The sequence below is a fragment of the Nonomuraea sp. NBC_00507 genome, from assembly GCF_036013525.1.
Taxonomy (GTDB): Bacteria; Actinomycetota; Actinomycetes; order Streptosporangiales; family Streptosporangiaceae; genus Nonomuraea.
Genome location: NZ_CP107853.1, coordinates 4,118,496 through 4,143,539, shown reverse-complemented (window position 1 = coordinate 4,143,539; position 25,044 = coordinate 4,118,496). Strand labels below are relative to the sequence as shown.

Here is a 25,044-nt window from a genome sequence, read left to right as displayed (position 1 = left end):
GAGCTAGTACGCCGGATACGCCCCCGGGACGCCGCGGAAGGCCGCCGAGCGGTGCTCTTCCTGGACGTCGGTGATCCGCCGGACCACGAAGATGGCGAGCACGGCGGCAACCAGCATCAGCCCGATGCTCACCACGTCGAACCGCGCCGCCGCGGCGATCTGATCCAGCTCCTCTGCGTCGAACAGCAGGCGCGAGACCACAGTGGCCATCAGGTTTTCGACCACCCAGACCGCCCACCAGGCGTGGAACAGGCCTTTGGGAGGTGAGGGAGTGCGGGCGGAGGCGTCCCAGATGTCGTCCACGATCTGCTTCGGGAACCAGTACGCGATGATCGGCACGATCCACCCGAAGATGAGCCAGGGCTTGGCCCGCCGGTGCCCGTCCGGCGCGAGGATCTCGGCGTTCTCCCTGACCCGGAACAGCCAGACCAGGAACGCCACGGCTGTGACGACGTACGCCAGAAGCTCCACGATGCCGGACACTTGGTAGACGAGGTCGCCCGTGTTGATCTCCGCCTCCGTCACGGAGTCGGGATCGGCGATCATGCGATCGACCAGGGCCGCGTACCAGAAATCGATGACCGCGGCGGCGACGCCGACAAGCGAGTCGCACACCAGCGCCACCACCGCGAACATCGCGACGCCGCGGACCGGGCGTAAGGGCGGGGGTGAAGGCGGGTATGCGGCCGAAGGGGGTGGCGGATACATGGCTCGGACCTCTCTGGAGGGGGTGATCGGGCAGCGCACCAGTATGTCGAGCCAAGAACGTGGAAAGGATCAGTTTCCGTCCCGGCATCCTCTTGTGATAGAGCTGGGATTTTGCACTTTCTGTGATTGTCTCGGTGAAAGCGGGCAGTGCCTGGGATGAACGGTCATCGTAGGGCAAGGTTGGGAGCATGCCGATGAGGACAGAGCTCGACCGCCTGGCAGGCGGGGCGCACCATGATCCGCACTCCGTGCTGGGAGCGCACCCCGTCGCGGGCGGGGTGGTCTTCCGCGCGCTGCGCCCGCTTGCCGAGCGGGTCAGGGTGGTGCTGGAGGACGGTACGGCCCACGACATGAAACACCAGGCTCACGGGGTGTTCGAGGTCACGGTCCCCGGCCTGGACAAGGTGCCCGACTACACGCTCAGCGTCAAATACGCCGGCGCGGAGCCGCGTACGTTCCGGGATCCGTACCGGCACTGGCCCACGCTGGGAGAAGTGGACCTGCATCTCATCGGCGAGGGGCGGCACGAGCGGCTGTGGGAGGCGCTCGGCGCGCGGGTGATGAAGCATGAGGACGTCGAGGGCGCCGCGTTCGCCGTCTGGGCGCCGAACGCGCGCGGCATCAGGGTCGTCGGCGACTTCAACCATTGGGACGGCACCGCTTACCCGATGCGGTCGCTGGGCCGGTCAGGGGTGTGGGAGCTGTTCATCCCCGAGCTGGCGGCGGGCGAGCGATACAAATACCAGATCCTCGGCGCGGACGGCATCTGGCGGGACAAGGCCGACCCGATGGCCAGGCGGACCGAGGTGCCGCCGCTGACGGCCTCCGTGGTGGACAAGTCGGCCTACAGCTGGGACGACGAGGTGTGGATGGCGAACCGGCCGGACAAGCACTCCCCGGCCGAGCCGATGAGCATCTACGAGGTGCACCTGGGGTCGTGGCGGCCCGGGCTGACGTATGTGGAGCTGGCCGACCAGCTGTCGGAGTACGTCGCCGACATGGGGTTCACGCACGTGGAGCTGCTGCCGGTGGCCGAGCACCCGTTCGGCGGGTCGTGGGGCTACCAGGTGACGTCCTACTACGCGCCGACGGCGAGGTTCGGCACCCCCGACGAGTTCCGCCACTTCGTGGACCGCATGCACCAGCGGGGCATCGGCGTGCTGCTGGACTGGGTGCCGGCGCACTTCCCGATGGACGACTGGGCGCTGGCGCGCTTCGACGGCACGCCACTGTACGAGCACGCCGACCCGGGCAGGGGCGAGCACCCGGACTGGGGCACGTACGTCTTCGACTTCGGCCGCAGGGAAGTGCGTAACTTCCTGGTCGCCAACGCGCTCTATTGGCTCAAGGAGTTCCACATCGACGGGCTGCGGGTGGACGCGGTGGCGTCGATGCTCTACCTGGACTACTCGCGCCGCGAGGGCGAGTGGACACCGAACGTCTACGGCGGCAGGGAAAACCTGGACGCGGTCGACTTCCTCAAGGAGATGAACGCCGTCTGCTACCGGGAGATGCCCGGCATCTCGACCGTGGCGGAGGAGTCGACGGCCTGGCCGGGGGTGTCGCGGCCGGTGCACCTGGGCGGGCTCGGGTTCGGGTTCAAGTGGAACATGGGCTGGATGCACGACACGCTCGAATACCTGCGCCATGAGCCGATCTTCCGCCAGTATCACCACCACCAGATGACGTTCTCGCTGCTGTACGCGTACTCCGAGCACTACGTGCTGCCGCTGTCGCACGACGAGGTCGTGCACGGCAAGGGCTCGCTGCTCGGCAAGATGCCCGGCGACGAGTGGCAGCGCTTCGCGCAGCTGCGGGCGCTGCTGGCGTTCATGTGGGCGCATCCGGGCAAGCAGCTGCTGTTCATGGGCGGCGAGTTCGGCCAGGGTTCGGAGTGGTCGGAGGAGCGCGGCCTGGACTGGTGGGTGCTGGAGTTCGAGGGGCACCAGGGCGTGCAGCGGCTGGTCCGCGACCTGAACCGGATCTACAAGGAGACTCCGGCGCTCTGGCAGCAGGACTCCTCGCCGGAGGGGTTCCGGTGGATCGACGCCGACGACGCTTCCGGGAACACGTTCTCGTTCGTCCGCTACGCGAGCGACGGGTCGGCGGTGGCGTGCGTGGTGAACTTCAGCGGCGCGCCGCACGAGAACTACCGGCTCGGGCTCCCGTACGCGGGGCGGTGGGAGGAGGCGGTCAACACCGACGCCTACGCCTACTGGGGCAGCGGCGTGGGCAACATGGGGTCGGTCGAGGCGGCCATGGAGGCCTACCACGGGCTGCCGTATTCCACCACGCTGCGGGTGCCGCCGATGGGAGCGGTGTGGCTCACGCACGAGGGCACGCGCTGAACGTCCGCTGAAAGTTCGGTGGGAAACCGGGCTCGGGGCCTGTGCCTGCCGGCCAAATCGCCATAAACTCCGAGATCATCCCCCTCGGAGGAAGAACGCGTGCGACTTCGCCATCTGATCGTGTGCTCGACCGTGCTGGCCGTGCTCCCGTTAGCGGGTCCGGCCTACGCAGACGACCCGACACCGACACCGACCCCCGCGCCCAGCAGCACCATCGCTCAGGACAAGGTCGAGGATGGCTTAGCCGCCGACGGCGGCGCCGAGCGGGCCATCGTCGAGCTGACCGAGCCCGCCCAGAACGAGCCCGTGGCGAGCCAGGCGGCGGCCGAGAGCGTGGACGTGCTGCTGCGGCCGCAGAACCAGTCGTTCATGGTCGTCGAGGGCACCGCGGAGGAACTGGCCAAGCTGGCCGAGGATCCGCGGGTCACCTCGATCCACCGGGACAGGACGTACACGCCTGCCGACGTCTCCCCCAGCCTCAAGCTGATCGGCGCCGACCAGGCGCACGCCAAGGGCTTCACCGGGACCGGCCAGGCCGTGGCCGTGCTGGACACCGGCATCGACCGCGACCATCCGTGGTTCGGCAACCGGATCGTGGCCGAGGCATGCTTCTCGGCCGTGGAGAGCGGCGTGGAGTCGCTGTGCCCGAACGGGCAGCCGGAGCAGATCGGGGCCGGCGCGGCCGACGCCATGACGGCGAAGTGCCTGGCGGGCGGCGCCAACCTGTGCGATCACGGCACCCACGTCGCGGGCATCGCGGCCGGCACGGGAGGCGTGGCGCCGGGCGCCGGAATCGTGGCGGTGCAGGTGTTCAGCCGGGTCAACGACGAGGACGTCTGCGGCGAGCCGTCGTGCCTGCTGGCGTTCGAGTCGTCGCTGCGGCTGGCCATGGACTACGTGGCCGGGCTGACCCAGCCGGTCGCCGCGGTGAACCTGAGCCTGGGCGGCATGGTGTCGGAGACCGAGTGCGACGCCAGCGAAGAGGGCGCGATCTTCAAGCCGAAGATCGACGCGCTGCTGGCCAAGGGCACGGCGACCGTGGTGGCGGCGGGGAACGAGTTCTTCGAAGGGGCGTCGTACCCGGCCTGCATCACCTCGGCGGTGGCCGTCGGGGCGAACGACGGTAGCGACGCCATCGCGGACTTCTCCAACCGCGGTGCGCTGGTGGACCTGTTCGCGCCGGGTGTGGACATCGAGTCGTCGGTGCCGGACAACGTGACGACCGTCTACAGCGGCACGTCGATGGCCACGCCGCACGTGGCCGGCGCGCTGGCGCTGATGAAGCAGGCGGCGCCGCAGACGGCGATGCCCGACCTGATCAACACGTTGAAGACGACCGGCCGGCCGTACGTATACCAGGCCAACGGCACGCAGGTCACAACGCCGCGCCTGGACCTGGCGGCGGCGCTGGCCGGCGCGACGACGCAGCCGCCCATCACGCAGACCCCGGTCGCTCCGCCGGAGCCCGGCCCCACGGAGAGCGGCCCGAGCCCTGAGCCTCCCGACGACAATCCCTCGGACGAGCCGTCGGACGAACCTTCAGATGAGCCTTCGTCGTCCACGTCGCCGGTCCCGCTGCCGACCGTCACGGTCACGGTGACCGTCACGCCGACGCCGGCCACCACGGCGGCGGTGTGCACACGCGGCACGGCCGCCACGAAGATGCCGGCCAAGACCTGGGCCGTGGAGATCCACCGCAGCAGCGGCACGATCCCCGACGCCACGCTCACCTGCTACCTCAAGCTGATCAGCAAGTCGAGCAAGGTGTTCCCCGAGCTGACGAAGGCGTCGTCGCTGGGCAAGGCGTACCGGGTGCTGAAGAACACCAAGACCGGTAAGGGCAAGCTCGAGAGCGCGCTGCTGACGGCCTGGCTGAACTGGGCCCACGGCACGAACGGCACCACGACGCTGACCGCGGCGGAGAAGGTGCGGCTGAGCAGCAAGCCGTCCGCGGCGGCGCTGAAGAAGGCGACGAAGGACATCCTCAAAACCGTCAAGTAGCTCACTGTCAGAGAAGGCCGGTCAGTCTTGACCGGCCTTTCTCTTTTGCCCCAAGAACGTAAAAACACCTCCAACGCTTACCTACGGCACATAGGTCACCGACATCACAGTTGTCGCAGGTGGGGATGTATGCGGCTGTACGCAAGCCGGGAGCCGGAAGAGCTTCACGGCTCCAGCCTCAGCCACGTCACAGCCGTCCTCGGAGGAAACAGTGAGGCTACGGTCCTTGCTCGCCCGCACCACCGCGCTGGCCGCCATATCCGCCGTGCTCTGCACGGCCCCGGCACTCCACGCCGACACCACCGACACCACCGGAACGCCCAGCGCGCCGGGCTCGGCCGACACAGGCACGCCAGGCGCGCCGAGATCCGGCAACTCGCGCCTCACACCCGGCAACGCCGACATGACCGGCCCGGCCATCAGCCCCGCGCTCGTCGAAGAGATCGAGTCGGGGGCCAGGGTCCGCTCCATCATCCAGGTCAAGCCGGGCCAGAGCGTGGACGCCGTCGCCGGCGACATCGAACAGACCTCCCAGGGCAGCCGGGTCCTGCAGTCGGCGAAATCGCCGAACTTCTTCGTCGCCAAAGTGGACCAGCCGACGCTCGCCATGCTCCAGAAGGACGTCCGCGTCCAGGCGGTCTACAAGGACGAGCTCCACTCGCCCGCCCTCGACACCAGCACTGTCGTGATCCGCTCGAACCGGGCGAACACCGCAGGCTGGACCGGCAGGGGCACGGCGATCGCCGTCCTCGACACGGGAATCGACCGCGACCACGGTTTCTTCACCAGCCGGCTGGTGGACGAGGCGTGCTTCTCCTCATCCGACGCCGGCGACCGCACGGTCTCCCTCTGCCCGAACAACCAGCCCAGCCAGACCGGCCCCGGCGCGGCGGACGCCGAGACCGCGCAGTGCATGGTCAGCGGGAGGAGCATCTGCGACCACGGCTCCCACGTGGCCGGCATCGCGGCGGGCAGGATGGCCCCCGGCGCCCCGGCCGACGGAGTCGCGCCCGCGGCCGGCATCCTGCCGATCCAGGTCTTCAGCCGGGTGGACAACCCCCAGCTCTGCGGGGGCGGCAGGAGAATGTCGCCGTGCCTCCTGAGCTACACCTCCGATCAGAAGCTGGCGCTCGAGTACGTCGCCAGGGTGGTCAGGACGCACAACATCGCGGCGGTGAACATGAGCCTGGGCGGCGGCGGCCCGTACACCACGGCGTGTGACGGCAACCCGAGCGCCGCCGCGGTCAAGCCGGACTTCGACACCCTGGTGGGGCTCGGGGTGGCGCCAGTGGTGGCGGCGGGCAACAACGGCTCCGCGAACGGCGTCAGCGCCCCCGCCTGCATCTCCACCGCCGTCGCGGTAGGCGCGACCGACGACGCCGACAGGCTGGCCTCGTTCACCAACCGGGGGCCGCTGCTCGACCTGTTCGCGCCGGGCGTGCGCGTCCGCTCGGCGGTGCCCAGCGGGATGTACCGGGAGGCGAGCGGCACGTCGATGTCCGCACCACACGTGGCGGGCACGTTCGCGCTGCTCAAGCAGGCCTTCCCCGGCAACTCGGTCGCGCAGAACCTGCAGCGGCTGCAGGCGACGGGAAGAGCCATCCAGTACGACGCCGGGGGCACCTCGGCGACCACGTCGCGGATCGACGCCCAGCGCGCCACCGCCGGCGGACGCGCCGCCGCGTGAATGTGCAGGGCCGGAGCCGGGTAGGCGATTCCGGCCCTTCCGCATACCGGGAAAAGGCTCGCCCAGAACAAGAAGCGGTAACGGAACCCACCAGTCCCGCTGACACCAACAGTCCAATTACTACACTTCGGTGGGACAAATGCCCCCTGACCCCCGGAGGAGCAGTTGAGGCTCCCGTCTCTGCTGGCCGGCGCGATCGTGTTAGCCGCAACCTCGGCAACACTCGTCGCCGCACCCGCGTTCGCCGACCCCGAATCCAAGATCGACCCTGAGATCACGGCGACCGGCGAGCACCGCGCCATCGTTCACGTGCAGCAGCCCACCCAGGTCGGCTCCGTGCAAGCCAGCGCAGAGCAGGTCAAGCAGGGCAAGAAGAACGTCTCCGCGGAACCGCCCTCCGAGGTCGCCGGCAAGCTGGACTTCTTCGTCTACCGCGGCACCCGTGCCGAACTCGAGAAGATCGCCGAGCAGTCCGACGTCGTCTCCATCCGCAAGGACAAGCTCAACGAGCCCACGCTGGTGCAGAGCATCCCGCTGATCGGCGCCGACAAGGCGCACAAGCAGGGCTTCACGGGCAAGGGCACCGCCGTCGCCATCCTCGACACGGGCATCGACCAGGACCATCCCGCCTTCGGCGGCCGCATCGCGGCCCAGGCCTGCTTCTCGGCCACCGACCCCGTCGACGGCTCCAAGCCGCTGTGCCCGAACGGCAGCCAGTTCCAGATCGGCGACGGCGCGGCGAACGCCGAGACCGACGCGTGCATGACGGGGGCGCCGCAGCCGCAGTACGGCCTGTGCTACCACGGCACGCACGTGGCGGGCATCGCGGCAGGCCAGGCCACGAGCGGCTTCGCGGCCAACGGCGTCGCCCCGAAGGCCACGATCATCCCGATCCAGGTCTTCAGCCGCTTCGACAACTCGCCGTACTGCGCGGGCCGCCCCGTGTGCGTCCTGGCGTACGACTCCTCGATCCTGACCGGCATGGCCTACGCCGACACGCTGGCCGACCAGCACAATCTGGCCTCGGTGAACCTGAGCCTGGGCGGCGGCAAGTACGACACGGCCTGCGACGCGGGCGACGGCGCTGACTTCAAGGCCGAAGTGGACAAGCTCCTCGCCAAGGGCGTGGCCACGGTGGTGGCCTCGGGCAACAACGGCTACGACGCGGCGGTGTCCTGGCCGGCGTGCGTCTCCACCACGGTCGCGGTAGGCGCCACGGACAAGCAGGACGCCGTGGCCGCCTTCTCCAACCGCGGCCCGCTCCTGGACGTCTTCGCCCCGGGCGTGGCCATCACGGCGGCGATCGTGGACGACTCGTACGCGGCCCTGAACGGCACGTCGATGGCGACCCCGCACGTCACGGGCGCCTTCGCCCTGCTGCACCAGAAGTACCGCCGCGCAGGAGTGGACCAGTTGCTGGGAGCCCTGAAGAGCACCGGCAAGCCGATCACGTACATGAGCGCGGATACCGAGGTGACAACCCCAAGGATCAACGTCTACGCCGCACTCCGCAGCCGCCTCTGACGAACGCAAGGGGTAGGTTGCCCGCGAGCACCCGCCCCATGCCCAGTTACGTGCTTGCCTGACGGGACCCCGCCCCCCGAGCGGACCTCGCTCCGCTCGGGCAGTTCCTCCTGCGGCGCGGCTGACGGCACGCATGATCTTCGCATGGGCGCGTCGCGCCATGGGGCTCAGGTGAGGCGTCGCCAGTGTGAACAGGCCGTGGGTGTCCGCGGCGGTGAAGAGAAACCCGCCGACCGCGTCCGCCAGGGCCTCCACGAGCACGGTCTTGCCCTGGATGCGCCTGCCGGTCACAATGCCGAGCCGAGCGTCCGGGCGGCGCGACGTGGTGAACCCGACCAGGTCCGCCCATTCGGCGTCGCGACCGAAGACATGCGCGGGTTTGGCGTGGAACTGCACGGCCAATGGTTCTACACCTTCCGGGCTAACTCACCTGAGCACATTTCGAAATGTGTCGCTTAGGGTGGCTCTATGGACGCAGGCAAGGCGATCTTCGAAACCGTCGACAAGCTTCGCCAGCGGCGCACCGCCCCGCTGGTGCTGGAGCTCGATCTCACCGAGGGCATTACGGAAGGCCCGCCGACGGACCCGCTCGCCGCGGTGCTGTCCATGCGGAAGACGCGCCTGTCCGACGTCCTGTCCGGGCTGCGCAAGGCCAGGCAGGACTCCAGGGTCAAGGCGCTGATCGTGAAGATCGGGACCGCCCCCTTGGGCCTGGCCATGGTGCAGGAGCTGCGCCAGGCCGTGATCCAGTTCCGGGCCTCCGGCAAGCTGACGGTGGCGTTCTCCGAGACGTTCGGCGAGTTCGGCGGCGGCACCGTGCCCTACTACCTGGCCAGCGCGTTCGAGCGCGTCTGCCTGCAGCCGAGCGGCGACGTCGGGCTGACCGGGGTGGCGCTGGAGCAGCGTTTCCTCAAGGGGGCGCTGACGAAGCTGGGAGTGGGGTTCGAGGCCGGGCAGCGGCATGAGTACAAGACCGCCCCCAACACCTTCACCCAGGACCACATGACCGAAGCGCACCGCGAGTCCATGGGCCGCATCGTGGAGTCGGTCACCGAGACGATGATCGCCGGCATCGCCGACGGCCGCAGGCTGGACGCGGGCAAGGTGCGCGAGCTGATCGACCGGGGCCCGTTCACGGCCGTGGAGGCGAAGGACGCCGGGCTGGTCGACGAGCTGGCGTACCGGGACGAGGTGTACGACGAGGTCAAGAAGGCCGCGGGCGGCGAGGCGCACCTGCAGTACGTGTCCAGGTACGCCAGGGCCGCGGCCGTGCGGAAGTTGCCGCACCCGCTGGCCGACGGGATCGCGCTCGTCCACGGCACCGGCATGATCAAGACTGGGCGCAGCGGCCGGAGCCCGCTCGGCGGGGGTGGCGCGATGGGCTCCGACACGATCAGCGCCGCGTTCCGGGCGGCCAGGCGCGACGAGCACATCAAGGCGGTCGTCTTCCGGGTCGACAGCCCCGGCGGCTCGTACGTGGCCTCCGACACGGTGTGGCGCGAGGTGTCGCTGACGCGCAAGGTGAAGCCGGTGATCGTCTCCATGGGCGACCTGGCGGCGTCCGGCGGCTACTTCGTGTCGATGGCCGCCGACGTGATCGTGGCCCAGCCCGGCACACTGACAGGCTCCATCGGCGTGTACGGTGGCAAGCCCGTCTTTTCCGAATTGCTCGGCAAAATGGGGATAAATTCGGAAATGGTGGCGGAGGGGGCCAACGCGGGGATGTTCTCCACGTCCCGCAGCTTCTCCCCCGAGCAGTGGGAGCGGATCAACGCCTGGCTCGACCGGATCTACGACGACTTCGTGGCCAAGGTTGCCGAAAGCCGCAAACTGACCCGCGAGCGAACCCACGAACTGGCCCGCGGCCGGGTGTGGACCGGCGCCGACGCGCAGTCTGGCGGGCTGGTGGACGAGCTGGGCGGGCTGGAGGACGCGCTGGCGCTGGCCAGAAAGCGGGCCGGGCTCGCGGAGGACGCGCCCGTCCGCATGTATCCGCGGCTCAACCCGCTGGAGCGGCTGCGCGGGCCGGAGTCCAGCGAGGACAAGTCGGCCGCGCTGGCCAGGGTCCGGCTGGACGCCTGGGGACCGCTCGCCCGTCTGTCCGCCGAACTCGGACTCCCGGCCGCGGGCCCGCTGATCCTGCCCGAGTGGTACATCATCCGCTGACCAGGTGACCAGGTGGGGCATGGCCTGACGGTGGCGGGTGGCACAACATCCGCCACCGGCGCTGAAGCCGGCGGAAGCGGATTCGGCCGACCACGGCACCTGACGTCGCCGACGGACGCGGATTCAGCCGGCCACGGCACCTGAGGTCGTCACACCAGGCCGCCGTCTGCTGTGAGGTTCTGCCCGGTCAGCCAGGCGGCGTCTGGGCTCACCAGCAGCGCCACGACAGCCGCGATGTCCGCTGGCGTGCCCATCCGGCCCAGGGCCGTCATGTGCGCGACCGTGGCCGCAGTCTCCGGCGGGACATTGGCGCGCAGCATGTCGGTGTCGGTCGGTCCGGGCGAGACCGCGTTGACCGTGATCCCGCGCTGCCCCAGCTCGCGGGAGGCGACCCGGGTGAGCTGCTCGATCGCCGCCTTGCTCGCGGCGTAGACCGACTCGCCCGCGCTGGGCCAGGCGGTGCCGGTGGAGGAGACGGTCACGATCCGGCCGCCGTCGGCCATCCTGCGGGCGGCCGCCTGCACCGCGAAGAACGCGCCGCGTACATTGACCGCCATCACCCGCTCGAACACCTCCTGGGTCAGCTCCTCGATCGGCGTGTGGTCGATCACGCCCGCGCTGTTGACCAGCACCGACAGCGGCCCCGCCGCCTGGCCGGCGAACACCTGGTCCGCCGTGGCGAACAGCCGCTCCACCTGATCAGGGTCGGCCGCGTCGGCGCGTACGGCCGTCGCCCGCCCTCCGCACACCTCCTCCACCTGCCGAGCCGCCCGCTCGTCGGCGACGAAGCTGAACACGACGGTGGCGCCGTCACCGGCCAGCCGCTCCACCACGGCACGGCCGATTCCACGCGATCCACCCGTCACCACTGCTGCCGCATGCATGGAAGTCCCTTTCTGTTCCACGAGCCCTCACCCTGGCAGCCGTCGCGGAAGCAGAACTTCCGCGAGGTGAGAAAGGGTGGATTCCGTGTCCACGAGAGACCCCGCCGCGCGGCTGTTGCGCCTGCTGTCGTTGCTCCAATCACGAACCGACTGGCCGGGCCCCGAGCTGGCGGACCGGCTCGGCGTCAGCACCAGAACCATCCGCTCCGACATCGAACGCCTCCGCGACCTCGGCTACCCGGTGTCGGCCACCTCCGGCACGGCAGGCGGCTACCGGCTGGGCCCAGGGGCCCGGCTACCGCCCCTGCTGCTGGATGACGAGGAGGCCGTGGCGGTGGCGGTCGGCCTGCGTACGGCGGCGGCCCAGACGGTGGGCGGGATCGAGGAGACGTCACTGCGCGCGCTGGCCAAGCTCGAACAGGTGCTGCCCGCCCGGCTGCGCCCGCGCCTGGCCGCGCTGACCGCGTACACGGTGCCCGTGCCGGCGGGCAGCGGCCCGGCCGTGGACTCCGATGTGCTGGCCACGCTGGCTTCGGCGTGCCGGGACCGGAGGCGGCTGCGGTTCGACTACCGCGACCACGACGGCAACGCCACCGTGCGCGACACCGAGCCGCACCGGCTGGTGTCGACCGGGCGTCGCTGGTATCTGGTGGCGTGGGACGTCGGCCGCGACGACTGGCGCACCTTCCGGATCGACCGGCTCACGCCCCGAACCCCGATGGGGCCGTCCTTCCCCGGCCGCTGGATGCCGCCGGGGGACGCGATCGACTTCGTCACCAAGGGCGTGGCCTCGACGCTGGGGCCCTGCCGTACCGTCGCGACCGTGCACGCACCGTCCGCGGCCGTCAGCGAGCGGGTGCCGCCGGTGGCCCGGGTGGAGCATCTCGACGACGACCGGTGCCTCCTGCACATCGGCGCCGCCACCCCGCTGACGCTGGCCGTCTACCTCGCCGCACTCGGGCTGCCCTTCACCGTGGACGGGCCCCCGGAGCTGCTGGAGGCGCTGCGGCAGGTGGCGCGGCACTGCGACGCCGCCGCCACATATCCGGGCGCCGCCGCCGCGCCCGGCGACGTTCCCGAGCACTGACGGCAACATGAAAGGGCCGGGAGGCATCGCACCTCCCGGCCACATCAGGCTCACGACCCGCAGTGGGCGAGCTCGGCGCCCGGCGCGTCGTGCGGCTCCGGGCCCGGACCGGCCGCACGGGACCTGGCGCGAATCCGGCGGAACACCATGCCGGCGGCGATGGCGACTGCGGCGCCCAGCAGCGCGAGCCCCACGAGAACGATGGTGGCCGCCCACGGCCAGGCGCTACCGGTCAGCTTGACGTCGAGCACCGGGTACTCCAGCGCCTTCGCCGCCCACCGCGCCGTCGGTACGTCGTAGGTGCGGGCGATGTCCCGCAGCACGGGATCGAACGCGAACTCCTCGCCGACGTGGAGGTACTCGGGCTGGAGCCCTCCGGTGGCCGCCGACGGCCCGGTGCCCGCCGCCTGGCGCCGTGCGGCGTCCACGCCGGGGACGAGGAGGCGGTCGAGGCCGTCCGCGACCGTCGAGCGGGGGACGAAGGTCAGGCCGTGCCTGGAGCGGACCGCGCCGTCGCCGACCGCGACGGTGCGCCCGATCATGGACTCCTCGGTGTAGGTGATGAACGCGGAGGCGAGCTCCAGCTCACCGGTGCCCTCGATGAGCCGCACGCCGATGGTCGACGGCCCGGGCTGGTAGGAGGAGGTGAGGGAGACGACGGCCACGTCCTTGGCCTCGAAGCTGGACGAGGGGATCCGCCCGGCGACGCCGGGAGAGTAGTGGCGCCAGTGGACCTTCCGCGCCGCCTCGTGCGCGGTTTCCGCGTCGAGCAGCCGTTCGATGATCCGCAGGGCGCCCTCGATACCGGACAGCACACCGGCGGTGGTGATCACGTTTCCGTCGTCCACGTACCGTCGGCCGCTCACCCACTGGACCTGGCCGAAGTCGGCGCGCAGCCCGGGCAGCCGCCACCAGTGGGAGGTCGCCGGCCTGCCGTCCAGCAGCCCGGTCGCCGCGAGCGTACGGGCCCCGTTGCAGACGCTGACGGTGATCGCGCCGGCCGCCGACTGCTCACGCAGCCACGCGGTGATGGAGCCGGCCTCCGCGGGAGCCGTCTTGTTCAGGGCGGGGATCACCACGGCGTCGAGCGTGTCGCGCCGCTCGCCCAGCAGCCGCGCCAGCTCGTCGAAGGTCAGGTCCGGTACGAGGTCCAGCCCACCGGTCAGGGGCACCAGCCGAGGACCGGACGAGACGACGTACGTGTTCACCCGCCCGGTGCCCGCCAGCACCTCGTACGGCCCGAGCAGGTCGGCCACGTTGGTGCCGCTGCCGTTGACCAGGAAGGCCACCGTGGGCTTGGCCGGGTCGTGGGCGGCGGCCTTCGGCACAGGCTGGACCGCCACCGTGTCCGAGCGTGCCTTGTACTGGTCGTCGAACTTCCCGACGGTGTTCACCGCGGAGACCGCACCGGGCACCAGGAGCGCGACCAGCACGACGGCCCCTCGCCCGAGCCACTTGCGCGGGATGCGAAACCGGTGCTGGTGGTGCGTGTACTCGTGGCGCCGCCGCAGCATGGCCAGGGCCATAAAGACGAACATGAGCACGTGCCCGATCGACATCACCATGTCGCCCGGCAGCACGCCGAACCAGTACGGGACGAGCAGGACGAGGAACGGCACGACCATCGCCAGGCTCATCTCGGCGATGGCGGCCCAGGTGTGGCGGCGGACCCGCATCCAGACGGCCATGCCGATGGACATGTCGGCGGCCATGGTCAAAGTGCCGATGTCGACCCGGGTGATGGCGTCCGGCAGGACCGCGCCCCACACCGGACCGAGCAGCACCATCCCGAGGCTCATCGCGATGACCATCTCGATGTAGTGCCAGACGAAGCGGCCGGCCATGCGCCTCTTACTGGGCTGGATCGTCATGACGGGGACTCCTAACGTGCGGAATGTGACGTCGCCAACGCTAGGAAGCGAGGGGTGGCCGCCGAATCAGTGAAGTCGCCGGTCCTTCAGGCGGGGCGTTCGGCCAGGACCAGCCGCATGAGCTCGGCTCGCGAGGTGATGTCGGCCTTCTGGAAGACTTTGCGCAGGTGGTAGTCCACGGTCCGCGGGCTGAGGAACAACTGCGCGGCGATCTCCCGGTTGGTCAGCCCTTCGCCGACGGCCAGCGTGATGCGTAGCTCCTGCGGGGTGAGCGTGCTCAGCACGCCCGCCTCGGGGGCGCGTGCCGACTCCCCTGTGGCGCGCAGCTCGCCCAGCGCGCGTTCGGCCCAGGCGAGTGCGCCGATGCGGCGGAAGTCGTCCGCGGCGCCGCGCAGGTGCCGCTGGGCCTCGGAGCGCCGCCGGTCCCGCCGCAGGTGCTCGCCGAGCAGCAGTTCGGTACGGGCGTGCTCCAGCGGAGCGTCGGACCTGGCGTGCAGGCGCAGGCTTTCCGCATAGTGGGCGCTGCCATCGGCGCGGACCAGCGCCCGGCAGCGGGCCGTGAGGGCGGCCGGCTCGGGCGCGGCGGCGTGCTCGGTCCACCGGGCATAGCGGGCCGTGGCCGCGGCGGCCCGGTCGCGCTCGCCTGCTCTGACCAGGGCCTCGACGAGGTCGGGAACGACGGCCATGGCCAGGTCCGAGGGCATGTCGGCGTCCCAGACGCCGACCGCCTCGAAGTGCCGCGCGGCTTCGCGGTGCCGGCCCGCGACCAGGTCGATGAGCCCGAGCGCCCGCCTGGCGTAGGACATGGCGTCGGCCAGGTTGCGGCCGCTTGCCTCGGCCAGCACATCGGTGGCCAGCTTCGCGGCTTCCGGCCGGCCCCGGATGGCCGCGCACAAGGCCAGCAGCCCTTGGTGGCGGCAGGCCGTGTTCGGCTGGCCGACCTCGTTGGCGAACTGGAGGCCCTCCTCGGCGTAGGCCTCGGCGAGCCCGAACCGGCCACGCGCGATCTCGTCGGCGGACTGATACTCAAGATTCCAGGCGAGCGCACCGAGTGATCCGTTGGCGCGCGCCAGCTGCCCGGCCGTGCGATGCAGGCGCCTGCTCAGCTCGTAGTCGCCGAGCTGACGAGCGATCCCCCCGGCCAGGGTCATCGTGACCGGATCTGCCAGCGACTCGACCACGGCCCAGTCTCGCGGTCCAGGATCGTGGCCGGCGCGGGCCAGGCAGGCACTGCGCAGCAGCCCCAGCACGGCGTCCCGCGGATCGTCCGGCGCCGGCGTGATCCCGTCGAGCCAGCCGGCGAGGTCGGCCCACGCCTGCGGCCGGTTGACGCGCAGACCGAGGTCGGCGTACATCGCGACGGTCGGGGTGAACAGGCGCCGGTCGATCCGCAGCGCCCGCGGGATCCACGGCTTGATGAGGTCCATCGCCTCCTCGGGCGAGCCGGCGAACTCCGCCACGGTGGCGCGGATCGCGGCCAGGGCGATGCGGTCCCCCTCCTCCAGGTGGGGCTCGCGCTCGGCGCGGTCGAGCAGTTCCACGGCCGCGGCGGTGAATCCCCCTCCGATGGCGGCGAGCGCGGCGTTCCACAACCGCCGCCCCCGGCGCGAACCGTCGGCGGTGAGCTCGGCCGCCCGGGACAGCGCGGCCATGGCCGCGGCGGGGCCGCCGCGCAGAGCCGCCTGCGCGGCGGAGCGCTCGAGGTGCTCGGCGGCCTGCTCGTCGTGGCCGACGGCGGCCTGCCCGAGGTGCCAGGCACGGCGGTGCTGGTCGGCCGGGGTGTCGAAGGCCGAGGCGAGGGCACGATGGAGCGCGACCCGCCGGTCGGCCGAGGCGCTGTGGTAGACCGCCGAACGGATCAGCGGGTGCCGGAACACCAGCCGGGCTCCGTCGTACGTCAGCAGCTCGTCGAGCTCGGCGCGGTGCAACGGGTCGGCGCCGATCCGCAGCGACGCGGCCGCTTTCTCGATGGTTTCGACGCTGCCGGAGCCGTCGGCGGCGATCAACTGGAGCAGCGGCAACGAGGCGGCATACCCAGCCCGGATCTTGGTCAGGAACGAACGCCGCAGCTCATCGGTCAGGGCGGGCGGCTCCTGCGTGCCCTCCGGTGGCATCTCCTTTCCTGCCAGCTCCAGCAGGGCAAGGGGGTTGCCGCCGGTGGCGGCCAGCAGGTGGGTCTGCTCGCCGTCGGTCAGCCGCCGCCCACCGGCGTGCTCGGCGAGCAGCGCCCTGGCCGCGTCCGGCTTGAGCCCCATGAGCGGGACCCGGCGCAGGTGGGGCAGGTCCGTGGCGTGGCCCTCGTCGGCACGCGCGGCCAGCGCCAGCACGACGGGCTCGTTGTCCAGCCGGCGGGCGACGAACGCGAGGGTCTTCAGCGTCGGCTGATCGGCCCAGTGCGCGTCGTCGACCACGCACAGCACCGGCTTCTCGCCGGCCAGCAGGGACAGCAGCGACAGGGTCGACAGCGCCACCAGGAACGCGTCGGGCGGTGCGCCGTGCGCGCGCCCGAACAGGATCCGCAGGGCCTGCGCCTGCGGGCCGGGCAGCTCGTCGACCGACCCGAGCACGGGGAAGAGGAGCTGGTGCAGTATCGCGTAGGCGAGATCGGCCTCCGGCTCGACGCCGACCGCGCGCAGCACCTGGAAGCCGGCGGCCTGCTCAGTGGCGTACGACAACAGTGCGGTCTTGCCGATGCCCGGCTCACCGTGCAGGACGACCCCGCCGCCGTGTCCCTCGGCGGCGTGCCGCAGCAACGACTCGAGCAGCTTCGCCTCGGCGTCTCTCCCCAGCACACGCCGAGCATAGAAAGCGGCCGCACCGGTGACAACGCGCGTGATCCCCGAAGACCGGCGACTTCACTGATGCGGCCCGCGCGACCTGGCCCCTAGCGTCGACCGCGTTCACAGGAACATTCACAGAGTGCGAGGCCATCATGACGCTCGGAGCGTTGAGCGGTCGCACCGCCCTGGTCACCGGCGCGGGCAGCGCCATCGGCGCCGCGGTGTCCCGCGCCCTGAGCAGGGCCGGCGCCGGCGTGGTTCTCACCGACCGCGACGGTCAGGCTCTCGAGGCGCTGGCCGCGGACATCGGCTCAGCGGGGGGCCAGGCCGTCGCCGTCCCGGCGGACCTCGCCAACCCGGTGTCGGTGCGGCGGCTGGTCGAGCAGACGCTCGGCTCGTTCGGCCGGCTCGACGCCGCGTTCAACCACGCCGAGGTGGGTGAGGTGGCGCTGGCGATGAAGTACGAGATCCCCGCGATGCGGCACGGCGGCCGCGTCGTCAACCTGGCGGCGACCGCCTGCGCGCACGCCGCGGTGGCCGAGCTGACCCGCAGGGTGGCGCTGGACGTCGCGGGCTCCGGCGTGCGGATCGACGCCGTGGCCGTGGGCAGTGAGGAGGACGTCGCCACCGCCGTCGTGTGGTGTGTCGCTCGTCAGGTGCCCATCGGGCGGTAGCGGCCGCGGAGCCGTACCAACGGCTGGAGTGCGGGGTTGACGTAAGGGACGGCCAGGACGGAGGCGATGAACAACGTGTGGTCGCCGGCCGCGACCACCTTGGTGGTCTCGGCCTCCAGGGCGGCCACCCCACCCTCCACCACCAGCGCCTCCGTGTGCGCCCCGCGGTGGTGGGGGATGCCGGCCACCAGGAGCCGGGCGCTGGGCCGGCCGGGAGTGGCGAAGCGGCTGGCGATGGCGGCCTGGCGGGAGGACAGCAGGGAGGCGGCCCAGCGGTCCTGGCGAAGCAGGACCTCGTTGAGGTAACTGCGGCTGGCCAGGCTGACCAGCACCAGCGGGGGTTCGAGGGAGACCGACATCAGGGCGGACACCGTCGTCCCCAGGTCGTCCCGTCCGTCGCGGACGGTCACGACCGAGACCCCGGCGGCGAGCTGGGCCATTGCCTCCGTGAACTCGCTCACCGCCAGGGCTCCGAAAGGCTCAGGCGAGGCCGTTGGAGGTCAGCCATTCCTTGGCCACCGTGGCGGGCTCGTCCTTGTTCACGGAGATCTTCTGCATCATGTCGAGCAGAGACTGCGTGGTCAGCTTGGCCGAGATGGAGTTCAGCGTGGTCCTGATCGTGTCGGTCGCGGCGGCCTTGTTGAGCAGCGGCGTCACGTTCTGGGCGGGGAAGATGTTCTTGGGGTCCTGCAGGGGCACCAGGTTGTTGGCCGTCATCTTGGGGTCAGTGGTGAAGACGTTGCCGACCTGGATCGTGCCGTCCTTGATCGCGTCAGGGGTGGTCGGTCCCGTGGGCTCCCACGCCTTGAACTCGATCCCGTAGACCTCCTTGAACCGCGCCTCCCACCGCTTCTTGAACTCGGGCGGGCCGCCGACGGTCATGGTCTTGGAGACCTTGGCGAGGTCTTCGATGGTGTTGAGCGACTGCTTGGTCTGGGTGTCCTTGGTGATGGACAGGCTGTCCTTGTCCTCGGCGGGCGAGGAGTCCAGCACCTCCAACTCGGCAGGCAGCTTCTCCTTCAGCCCGGCGTTGACTTCCTCGGTGGTGGCCGCGGTGGTCTGCTGGTCGATGAAGGCCAGCAGGTTGCCGTTGTACTCGGGCACGATGGTCAGGCCGCCGCTCTTGACCTGGTCGTAGAGCACCTCCCTGCTCCCGATGCGCGGCTTCTCCTCGACCTGCACGCCCTTGGCCTGCAGCGCCTGGGCGTAGATCGACGCGAGCAGCACGTTCTCGTCGAAGTCAGCGGATCCGATGATGGCCTTACCACCCCCGCCTGAGGCCGAGCCGCTGGGAGCCGCGCTCGAGGTGTCGAGCGGGTTGCCCCCGGTGCCGGTGCTGCCGCCGCCACCGCAGGCGGCCAGCGCGAGCATCGCCGAGATCAGCACCCCCGCGATGCCGTACTTGCGTCTCATCTTGCTATTCCCTTCTAAGCGGGAGGTTATATAGGAGACTATCGGACCTTAAGTCGCTGGCTCACCCCCGGCGAGACCGTCACCCTCTGGGCGAGCGTGAACAAGATCTGCACCACGAGCGCAAACAGCACAATCAGTACTGAACCGCCGACGACGCTCGCGTAATCCTTCGTCGCGAACCCGTCGATCACGTACCGCCCGAGGCCGCCCAGCCCCGTGTACGCGGCAACGGTGGTGGTGGCGACGACCTGGATCGCCGAGAGCCGACAGCCCAGCAGGATCAGCGGCAGCGCGACCGGCACCAGTACCCGCAGGAGCACCTGCCCGCCCCGCAGCCCCATCCCGTACGCCGCGTCCCGCAGCTCGGGGTCGACCCCTCTGATGCCCTCGAAGGTGTTCACCAGGATCGGCGGCACCGACAGCAAGACCAGCGGAATGATCACCGGCCAGATCGAGGCCGCGCCGAGCAGCAGCACGAACATCACCAGCAGGCCCAGTGTGGGCAGCGCCCTGGCCAGGTTCGCCGAGACGACGACCACCACCTCGCCCCGGCCGGTGTGGCCGATCAGCAGGCCGATCGGCACCGCGATCAGCGCCGCCAGGGCGAGGGCGAGAGCCGAGAACTCCAGGTGCTCCAGCAGTCGCATGGGGATGCCGCCGGACCCGGACCAGTTCTCCGGGTTCCCGAAGAACTCCCCCAGCCAGGAGAAGAAGGCGGTCAACCAGCTCACGACGTCTGCCCCTTCCGTGCCCGCACCCAGGGGGTGAGCAGCCGCTGCGCCAGCACGATCAGCCCGTCGGCGATCAGCGCCAGCGCCACGATCAGCACGATGCCGACGATGACGGGCGGCATGAACGGGTTCTGGTACGCCCGTGTGAACAGCCCGCCGAGCCCGCCCTGCCCGATCAGCGCGCCCACACTGACCAGGCTGATACTGGAGACCGCGACCACTCGCAGCCCGGCCAGCACGACCGGCACCGCGATCGGCAGCTCGACCAGCAGCAGACGGCGCAGCGGCGTGAACCCCATCGCGACCGCCGACTGGCGGACGTGGTCGGGCACCGAGCCCAGCCCGTCCACCACGGCCGGGATGAGTACGGCCATGCCGTAGAAGGTCAGCGGGATGATCACTGTGGTCTGCGACAGCCCGGTCACCGAGATCAGCAACATGAAGACCGGCAGCGACGGCAGGGCGTACACGACGTTGAAGAGCCCCGCCGTGGGCTGGTAGAGCCAGCGCCAGCGCACGCAGGCCAGGCCGAGCGGCAGCGCCACGACCAGCGCGACCAGGATCGGCACGAGCGACATGGTCAGGTGGTCGGTGAGCAGGTTCCTGATGCTGTCGACCCGCCCGGTGTCCCAGTTGCGGGCGATCCACTCCCAGATCGAGGGAGGACCATCACCCATCTGCCGCCTCCGCCAGCGCCTGGTCGAGCGTCTCCCTGGTGGCCACGCCGACGACCTTGCCCTGCTCGTCCACGGCCACGGCGCAGCCGGACGGCGACAGCAGCGCCGCGTCGAGCGCCGAGCGCATCGAGTCACGGCCCGGCACGAACGTCCCGTACGGCTCCAGCTCGCCGGGCCGCGCCCCGGAGACCCAGCCGGTCGGCCGGCCCTCGGCGTCCACCACCAGCAGCCAGGGCTCGGACGTGCCGCGCTCGGCGCCCTCCTCGACGGTCAGGTCGGTACGCAGCCGCAGCCCTTCGGTGGAGATGAACTGCAGCCGCCTGATCCCCCTGTCGTGCCCGAGGAACTCGCGCACGAAATCGTCGGCCGGCTCCGACAACAGCGTCTTGGGATCGGCGAGCTGAGCCAGCGTGCCGCCCACCCGCAACACGGCCACGCGGTCGCCGAGCTTGATCGCCTCGTCGATGTCGTGCGTGACGAAGACGATGGTCTTGTTGAGCTCCGCCTGGAGCCTGAGCAACTCGTCCTGCAGGCTCGTGCGCACGATGGGGTCCACGGCGCTGAACGGCTCGTCCATGAGCAGCACCGGCGGATCGGCGGCCAGCGCCCTGGCCACGCCCACGCGCTGCTGCTGCCCGCCGGACAGCTGGAACGGGTAACGGCCGGCCAGCGCCGGGTCCAGGCCGACGCGTTCCAGCAGCTCCATGGCCCGCGCGCGGGCCTTCTTCTTGTCCCAGCCGAGCAGGTAGGGGACGGTGGCGATGTTGTCGACGATCTTCCGGTGCGGGAACAGCCCTGCCTGCTGGATGACGTACCCGATGCCGCGCCGCAGCGTCGGCGGGTCGATGCCCTGCACGGGCTCGCCGTCGAGGAGGATCCGGCCCTCGGAGGCGTCGATCATGCGGTTGATCATCCGAAGCGACGTCGTCTTCCCACAGCCGGAGGGGCCGACGAGCACCGTGATTTCGCCGGTGGGCGCCTCCAGGCTGAGGTGATCCACGGCGACCGTGCCGTCCGGGTAGCGTTTGGTGACAGCGTCGAATGTGATCACGCGTGACCTCTCGCTCTGGGCAGGGCCGCGGCCCCCTGCCACGACCGCCGCATGATCTCTGGGACCCACAGACTACGGCGATCCAGCCCGCTCTGTCCCCTTGGGCCTGGCTTAAGCGTTTCACTGACCAGGCATATTTACTTAAATCTGGATCTGGTAGTGCGCCGGACCGGTCTGTGTTGGCATGATTACCTCCACAATCACCTGACGCGCATCCCTCACCACCCTCAGCGTCCGCACCGAGCAAGAGGATCCGGCCCCGTGTCCCAGCCGCTCACCGATCAGCGCCCACGCGCAGAACTGATCGCAGAGCTCTACGACCGTCATGCCGCCGGGCTGTTCGCGTACTGCGCTGACCAGCTCGGCGACCTCGGCTCCGCGTCCGACGTCCTGATGTCGGTGCTCTCCGGCGTGCCCGCCGCGGAGCCGCCCCGTGCCGCTCTCTACGCCTTCGCTCGCCGCCAGATCCACCGGCGGGACGTCGTCTACGCGCCGCCCATGGTGGACCCGCTCATCGATCCGGCCACGTCGCTCGTCGAACGCAGCCTGCGGGAGCTGCGTCCGCACCAGCGGGAGGTGCTGGTGCTCTGCGCGGTCTGCGGGCTGAGCAAGGCCGAGCTGGCCTGGGTGCTCGACGTCGCGCCCGACACGGCAGAGGAGCTGGCCGTGGGGGCGGGGCATCGGTTCCGGCAGGCTCTCGGTGCGGCGCTGGCCTCCACCGGGGTACGCGTGCCCAAGCCGATCGCCGACATCTACGGCGCGCTGGGGGTCGCGCCGCTGCGTGACGTGCTCGGCCGCCTGCCGTGGCCGCAGCCGCCCGGGGCGCTGCGCATCCACTTCGCCGGCTCGCGTTCGGCCACGCCCGCGCCGTTGTTCGTGAAGCCGCGCTGGCCCAGCCCGCCGATGTGGCCGCAGCCGCTGTCCGACGCCGACCCGGCGACGAGCACATTGATCTTCCCCAAGGAGCTGCTGACGCCGCCGTCGTCCCGGGTCTCCCACCACGAGGCGACCACGGCCCCGATGCCCAAGGTCCGCGACCCGCTGCGCCCGCCGCCCAGCCTCGGCCGCCCGCTCAGGGATCCGCTGCGCCCGCCGCCCGGCCTCGGCCGCCCGCTCAGGGATCCGCTGGGCGCCCTGGACTCCTCCCGTCCGTTCGAGGAGCGGCCTTTCTTCATGGCGGCGCCGGCGGACGAGTCGGAGCCGTTCGCCACGGGGGACGTGCTCCTGCCGAAGAACTCGCCCGAGCCGTTCGCGACGGGCGACGTGCTCCTGCCCACCGAGACGCCGCTCCGGCCGCCGTTCGAGGCGGGCGACCTTCTCGCGCCGGGCGGCGAGGCGCGCTCCGACTTCCCGGCGCCCGGCCGTGACCCGTTGCCGTCCAGGGGCGAGGGACGCAGGGAATTACGCAGGCCCAGGCCGGCGCGTCGGTCGCAGCCGTCCCCGGCCGAGGACGTGCTGGTCCACAAGGGCCCGGCCCGCCCGCTCCAGCCGGAGCCCGAGGACTCGGTGGGCGACGACACGGCGCCGCTGTTCAAGCCGCGTCCCAAGCCCATGGAGCCGGTTTACCGGATGCCGTTGCCCTGGGAGAACGAGCCGGCCGAGGAGCCGAAGGAGTCCTTGCTCGCCCCTCGTCCGGTCCGGGCCAGGCCCGTCCCCAAGCGCCGTCCGGACAAGCCCCGGCCGGAGAAGGCGCGCCGCCGCGGGGAACGCCACTACGACTGGGCCTGGGAGCTGATCGGCTTCCTGATCTGCGTGGCGATCGCGATGATCGTGTTCTTCTCCGTGCCGATGTTCGTCGATCCCTAAGCCCGCTCGACCGCCGTCAGGTCGAGCGTGCTCAGGCGGTCCACGTCGGCGAGGATGTCAAAGGCCACGACCTTGCCTCCCGCGACGGTGAAGGCCCCGACCGACACCACCTTGCCGCCGGCCGTGTTGAGCAGACCGGGTACGCCGTTGACCAGGATCGGCTGAGCAATCTGGGCCATCCGCTGGAACATAAGCGCCTGCTTGGCCACCGCCAGGGCCCCATGGAGCTCCAGCCAGCGGCCGCTCGGCAGAGCGCCCTGGTCCACGCGCAGGACGATGTCCGGGTCCAGCACCGCGACCAGGGCGTCGAAGTCGCCGGCCCGCGCGGCCGTCATGAAGGCGTCCACCACCTTGCGCTGCCGCGACAGGTCCGGGTCCGGCTCCGCGGCCGCGCCGCGTACCCGGCGCCGGGCGCGGCTGGCGAGCTGACGGGTCGCGGCCGGGGTGCGGTCCACGATGGGGGCGATCTCGTCGAAGGGCACGGCGAACATGTCGTGCAGCACGAACGCCAACCGCTCCGCCGGATCGAGCGTCTGGAGCACCACGAGCAGCGCCAGGCCCACCGAGTCGGACAGGAGCGCCTCGTGCTCGGGGTCGACGCCGTCGACGGTGCTCACCACCGGATCCGGCATACGCGTCTCCAAGGGCTCCTCACCGCGCGTGCGGCGGGAGCGCAGCATGTTGAGGCAGACGCGGCCCACGACCGTGGTGAGCCAGCCGCCCATGTTCTCCACGTCGCTGGTGTCGGTGCGGCTGAGCCGGAGCCAGGTCTCCTGCACCGCGTCATCGGCCTCGCTCAGCGAGCCGAGCATCCGGTACGCCACCGCCCGCAAATGATCACGGTGCTCCTCGAAGACGCCGGTCACCACATCTTTGTCGTCCATCGGTCACATTCTCCCTCGCCGTCGCAGTGACCGGCCGACCTCGTCTACCTGCGGGCGAGCCAGATCAACGGCTGCGCCTTCAAGAGGCACGTCATTACATCATCAAGTGTGTGGGCAAGTGGGGCGCAGCCTACCGCCGGGGCTGCCCACACGGGCAGAGAGACGCACATCACAGTCGCCTCCTGTCACGTCTTGCCGAGCTGTTCCGTCAATGCGGTGTAACAGCGAAACACGGCAAGGAGATGACCATGGAAGCCCGCGTGAACTACTTCGGCAACGCCGTCACGCCCAAGTTCATGAAGTACCTCGGCTCGGCAGGCAAGGTCGTGCAGGACTCGACGCTGCCGGCCGCGACCCAGGAATTGGTGAAGATCCGCGCCAGCCAGATCAACGGCTGCGCCGTCTGCATCGACGGGCACACCAAGGAAGCCGCGCACGCCGGCGAAACCTCGGTGCGCCTGAACCTGATCGCGGCCTGGCGGGAGGCCACGGTGTTCACCGAGGCCGAGCGCGCCGCCCTGGAGCTGGCCGAGCAGGGCACCCGCATCGCCGACGCCGCCGGTGGCGTCACCGACGAGGCCTGGGCGAACGCCGCCAAGCACTACGACGAGGACCAGCTCGCCGCCCTGGTGGCCCTCATCGCCGTCATCAACGCCTACAAACCGCCTGAACGTCATCACCCAGCAGCCCGCCGGGGACTACCAGGTCGGCCAGTGGGGGTGACCGCGGCGAAGTGAAGCGCCTGCCCCTTC

The 25,044-nt window shown here is 70.7% G+C and carries 20 protein-coding genes; 10 read left to right on the top strand and 10 right to left on the bottom strand.

What is annotated here, in order from left to right:
* Nucleotides 1-3: 3 nt before the first annotated feature.
* Nucleotides 4-708 (bottom strand): DUF4328 domain-containing protein, encoded by a 705-nt coding sequence (locus OHA25_RS20630; RefSeq protein WP_327589154.1) that lies wholly within the window; start codon nt 706-708, stop codon nt 4-6.
* A gap of 194 nt (nt 709-902) precedes the next feature.
* On the opposite strand from OHA25_RS20630, the gene glgB reads away from it, so the two are divergent.
* The 6 genes from glgB (at nt 903) to sppA (ending at nt 10,434) form a co-directional block, all read left to right on the top strand.
* Complete coding sequence (glgB, locus tag OHA25_RS20625; RefSeq protein WP_327591016.1) at nt 903-3,056, top strand: 1,4-alpha-glucan branching protein GlgB; 2,154 nt, start codon at nt 903-905, stop codon at nt 3,054-3,056.
* Nucleotides 3,057-3,155: 99 nt separating this feature from the next.
* Complete coding sequence (locus OHA25_RS20620; RefSeq protein ID WP_327589153.1) at nt 3,156-5,057, top strand: S8 family peptidase; 1,902 nt, start codon at nt 3,156-3,158, stop codon at nt 5,055-5,057.
* Nucleotides 5,058-5,268: 211 nt separating this feature from the next.
* On the top strand, nt 5,269-6,744 hold the full coding sequence (locus OHA25_RS20615) for a S8 family peptidase (RefSeq protein ID WP_327589152.1): 1,476 nt from the start codon (nt 5,269-5,271) through the stop codon (nt 6,742-6,744).
* A 165-nt stretch (nt 6,745-6,909) separates the two neighbouring features.
* On the top strand, nt 6,910-8,268 hold the full coding sequence (locus OHA25_RS20610) for a S8 family peptidase (RefSeq protein WP_327589151.1): 1,359 nt from the start codon (nt 6,910-6,912) through the stop codon (nt 8,266-8,268).
* Nucleotides 8,269-8,412: 144 nt separating this feature from the next.
* Nucleotides 8,413-8,727 carry a hypothetical protein gene (locus tag OHA25_RS20605; RefSeq protein ID WP_327589150.1) on the top strand — a complete coding sequence of 105 codons (315 nt, stop codon included), beginning with the start codon at nt 8,413-8,415 and terminating at the stop codon, nt 8,725-8,727.
* A 9-nt stretch (nt 8,728-8,736) separates the two neighbouring features.
* Nucleotides 8,737-10,434, top strand: coding sequence for a signal peptide peptidase SppA (sppA, locus tag OHA25_RS20600; RefSeq protein ID WP_327589149.1), 1,698 nt, complete (start codon nt 8,737-8,739; stop codon nt 10,432-10,434).
* A gap of 149 nt (nt 10,435-10,583) precedes the next feature.
* Here the strand turns inward: sppA and OHA25_RS20595 are convergent, their stop codons facing one another.
* Complete coding sequence (locus OHA25_RS20595) at nt 10,584-11,318, bottom strand: SDR family oxidoreductase (RefSeq protein WP_327589148.1); 735 nt, start codon at nt 11,316-11,318, stop codon at nt 10,584-10,586.
* Between the two features lie 85 nt (nt 11,319-11,403).
* Here OHA25_RS20595 and OHA25_RS20590 point away from each other — a divergent pair, with 85 nt between their 5' ends.
* Entirely contained in the window at nt 11,404-12,405 is a 1,002-nt protein-coding gene (locus OHA25_RS20590; protein ID WP_327589147.1) for a helix-turn-helix transcriptional regulator, read from the top strand.
* Nucleotides 12,406-12,455: 50 nt separating this feature from the next.
* Here the strand turns inward: OHA25_RS20590 and OHA25_RS20585 are convergent, their stop codons facing one another.
* A complete protein-coding gene (locus OHA25_RS20585; protein WP_327589146.1) occupies nt 12,456-14,276 on the bottom strand; it encodes a DJ-1/PfpI family protein in 1,821 nt (606 codons plus the stop codon).
* Between the two features lie 86 nt (nt 14,277-14,362).
* Entirely contained in the window at nt 14,363-17,068 is a 2,706-nt protein-coding gene (locus OHA25_RS20580) for an ATP-binding protein (RefSeq protein ID WP_327589145.1), read from the bottom strand.
* Between the two features lie 155 nt (nt 17,069-17,223).
* Between OHA25_RS20580 and OHA25_RS20575 the strand changes: the two genes are divergently transcribed.
* Nucleotides 17,224-17,730, top strand: coding sequence for an SDR family NAD(P)-dependent oxidoreductase (locus tag OHA25_RS20575; RefSeq protein WP_327589144.1), 507 nt, complete (start codon nt 17,224-17,226; stop codon nt 17,728-17,730).
* Here OHA25_RS20575 and OHA25_RS20570 read toward each other — a convergent pair.
* The 5 genes from OHA25_RS20570 to OHA25_RS20550 are packed head-to-tail and all read right to left on the bottom strand — an operon-like array spanning nt 17,709 to nt 21,602.
* Nucleotides 17,709-18,191 carry a flavin reductase family protein gene (locus tag OHA25_RS20570; protein WP_327589143.1) on the bottom strand — a complete coding sequence of 161 codons (483 nt, stop codon included), beginning with the start codon at nt 18,189-18,191 and terminating at the stop codon, nt 17,709-17,711. The two genes, OHA25_RS20575 and OHA25_RS20570, sit on opposite strands and share 22 nt — an antisense overlap.
* A 19-nt stretch (nt 18,192-18,210) precedes the next feature.
* Nucleotides 18,211-19,143 carry an ABC transporter substrate-binding protein gene (locus OHA25_RS20565; protein ID WP_327589142.1) on the bottom strand — a complete coding sequence of 311 codons (933 nt, stop codon included), beginning with the start codon at nt 19,141-19,143 and terminating at the stop codon, nt 18,211-18,213.
* A 38-nt stretch (nt 19,144-19,181) separates the two neighbouring features.
* Nucleotides 19,182-19,874, bottom strand: a complete 693-nt coding sequence (locus OHA25_RS20560; protein WP_327589141.1) for an ABC transporter permease — start codon at nt 19,872-19,874, stop codon at nt 19,182-19,184.
* Nucleotides 19,871-20,551 (bottom strand): ABC transporter permease, encoded by a 681-nt coding sequence (locus OHA25_RS20555; protein WP_327589140.1) that lies wholly within the window; start codon nt 20,549-20,551, stop codon nt 19,871-19,873. Before OHA25_RS20555 ends, OHA25_RS20560 begins: the two co-directional genes overlap by 4 nt.
* Nucleotides 20,544-21,602 (bottom strand): ABC transporter ATP-binding protein, encoded by a 1,059-nt coding sequence (locus tag OHA25_RS20550; protein WP_327589139.1) that lies wholly within the window; start codon nt 21,600-21,602, stop codon nt 20,544-20,546. Before OHA25_RS20550 ends, OHA25_RS20555 begins: the two co-directional genes overlap by 8 nt.
* A 261-nt stretch (nt 21,603-21,863) precedes the next feature.
* On the opposite strand from OHA25_RS20550, the gene OHA25_RS20545 reads away from it, so the two are divergent.
* Entirely contained in the window at nt 21,864-23,408 is a 1,545-nt protein-coding gene (locus tag OHA25_RS20545; RefSeq protein ID WP_327589138.1) for an RNA polymerase sigma factor, read from the top strand.
* Here the strand turns inward: OHA25_RS20545 and OHA25_RS20540 are convergent.
* Nucleotides 23,405-24,292, bottom strand: a complete 888-nt coding sequence (locus OHA25_RS20540; protein WP_327589137.1) for a sigma-70 family RNA polymerase sigma factor — start codon at nt 24,290-24,292, stop codon at nt 23,405-23,407. The two genes, OHA25_RS20545 and OHA25_RS20540, sit on opposite strands and share 4 nt — an antisense overlap.
* A 248-nt stretch (nt 24,293-24,540) precedes the next feature.
* On the opposite strand from OHA25_RS20540, the gene OHA25_RS20535 reads away from it, so the two are divergent.
* Nucleotides 24,541-25,029 carry a carboxymuconolactone decarboxylase family protein gene (locus tag OHA25_RS20535; RefSeq protein WP_327589136.1) on the top strand — a complete coding sequence of 163 codons (489 nt, stop codon included), beginning with the start codon at nt 24,541-24,543 and terminating at the stop codon, nt 25,027-25,029.
* Nucleotides 25,030-25,044 lie beyond the last annotated feature (15 nt).

What these genes read in the sequence shown, in the direction of transcription:
- glgB (WP_327591016.1), top strand. Translation starts at nt 903, where the DNA reads ATGAGGACAGAGCTCGACCGCCTGGCAGGCGGGGCGCACCATGATCCG.
- OHA25_RS20535 (WP_327589136.1), top strand. Translation starts at nt 24,541, where the DNA reads ATGGAAGCCCGCGTGAACTACTTCGGCAACGCCGTCACGCCCAAGTTC.
- OHA25_RS20540 (WP_327589137.1), bottom strand. Translation starts at nt 24,292, where the DNA reads ATGGACGACAAAGATGTGGTGACCGGCGTCTTCGAGGAGCACCGTGAT.
- OHA25_RS20630 (WP_327589154.1), bottom strand. Translation starts at nt 708, where the DNA reads ATGTATCCGCCACCCCCTTCGGCCGCATACCCGCCTTCACCCCCGCCC.
- OHA25_RS20555 (WP_327589140.1), bottom strand. Translation starts at nt 20,551, where the DNA reads ATGGGTGATGGTCCTCCCTCGATCTGGGAGTGGATCGCCCGCAACTGG.
- OHA25_RS20595 (WP_327589148.1), bottom strand. Translation starts at nt 11,318, where the DNA reads ATGCATGCGGCAGCAGTGGTGACGGGTGGATCGCGTGGAATCGGCCGT.
- OHA25_RS20605 (WP_327589150.1), top strand. Translation starts at nt 8,413, where the DNA reads ATGGGCGCGTCGCGCCATGGGGCTCAGGTGAGGCGTCGCCAGTGTGAA.
- OHA25_RS20565 (WP_327589142.1), bottom strand. Translation starts at nt 19,143, where the DNA reads ATGAGACGCAAGTACGGCATCGCGGGGGTGCTGATCTCGGCGATGCTC.
- OHA25_RS20585 (WP_327589146.1), bottom strand. Translation starts at nt 14,276, where the DNA reads ATGACGATCCAGCCCAGTAAGAGGCGCATGGCCGGCCGCTTCGTCTGG.
- sppA (WP_327589149.1), top strand. Translation starts at nt 8,737, where the DNA reads ATGGACGCAGGCAAGGCGATCTTCGAAACCGTCGACAAGCTTCGCCAG.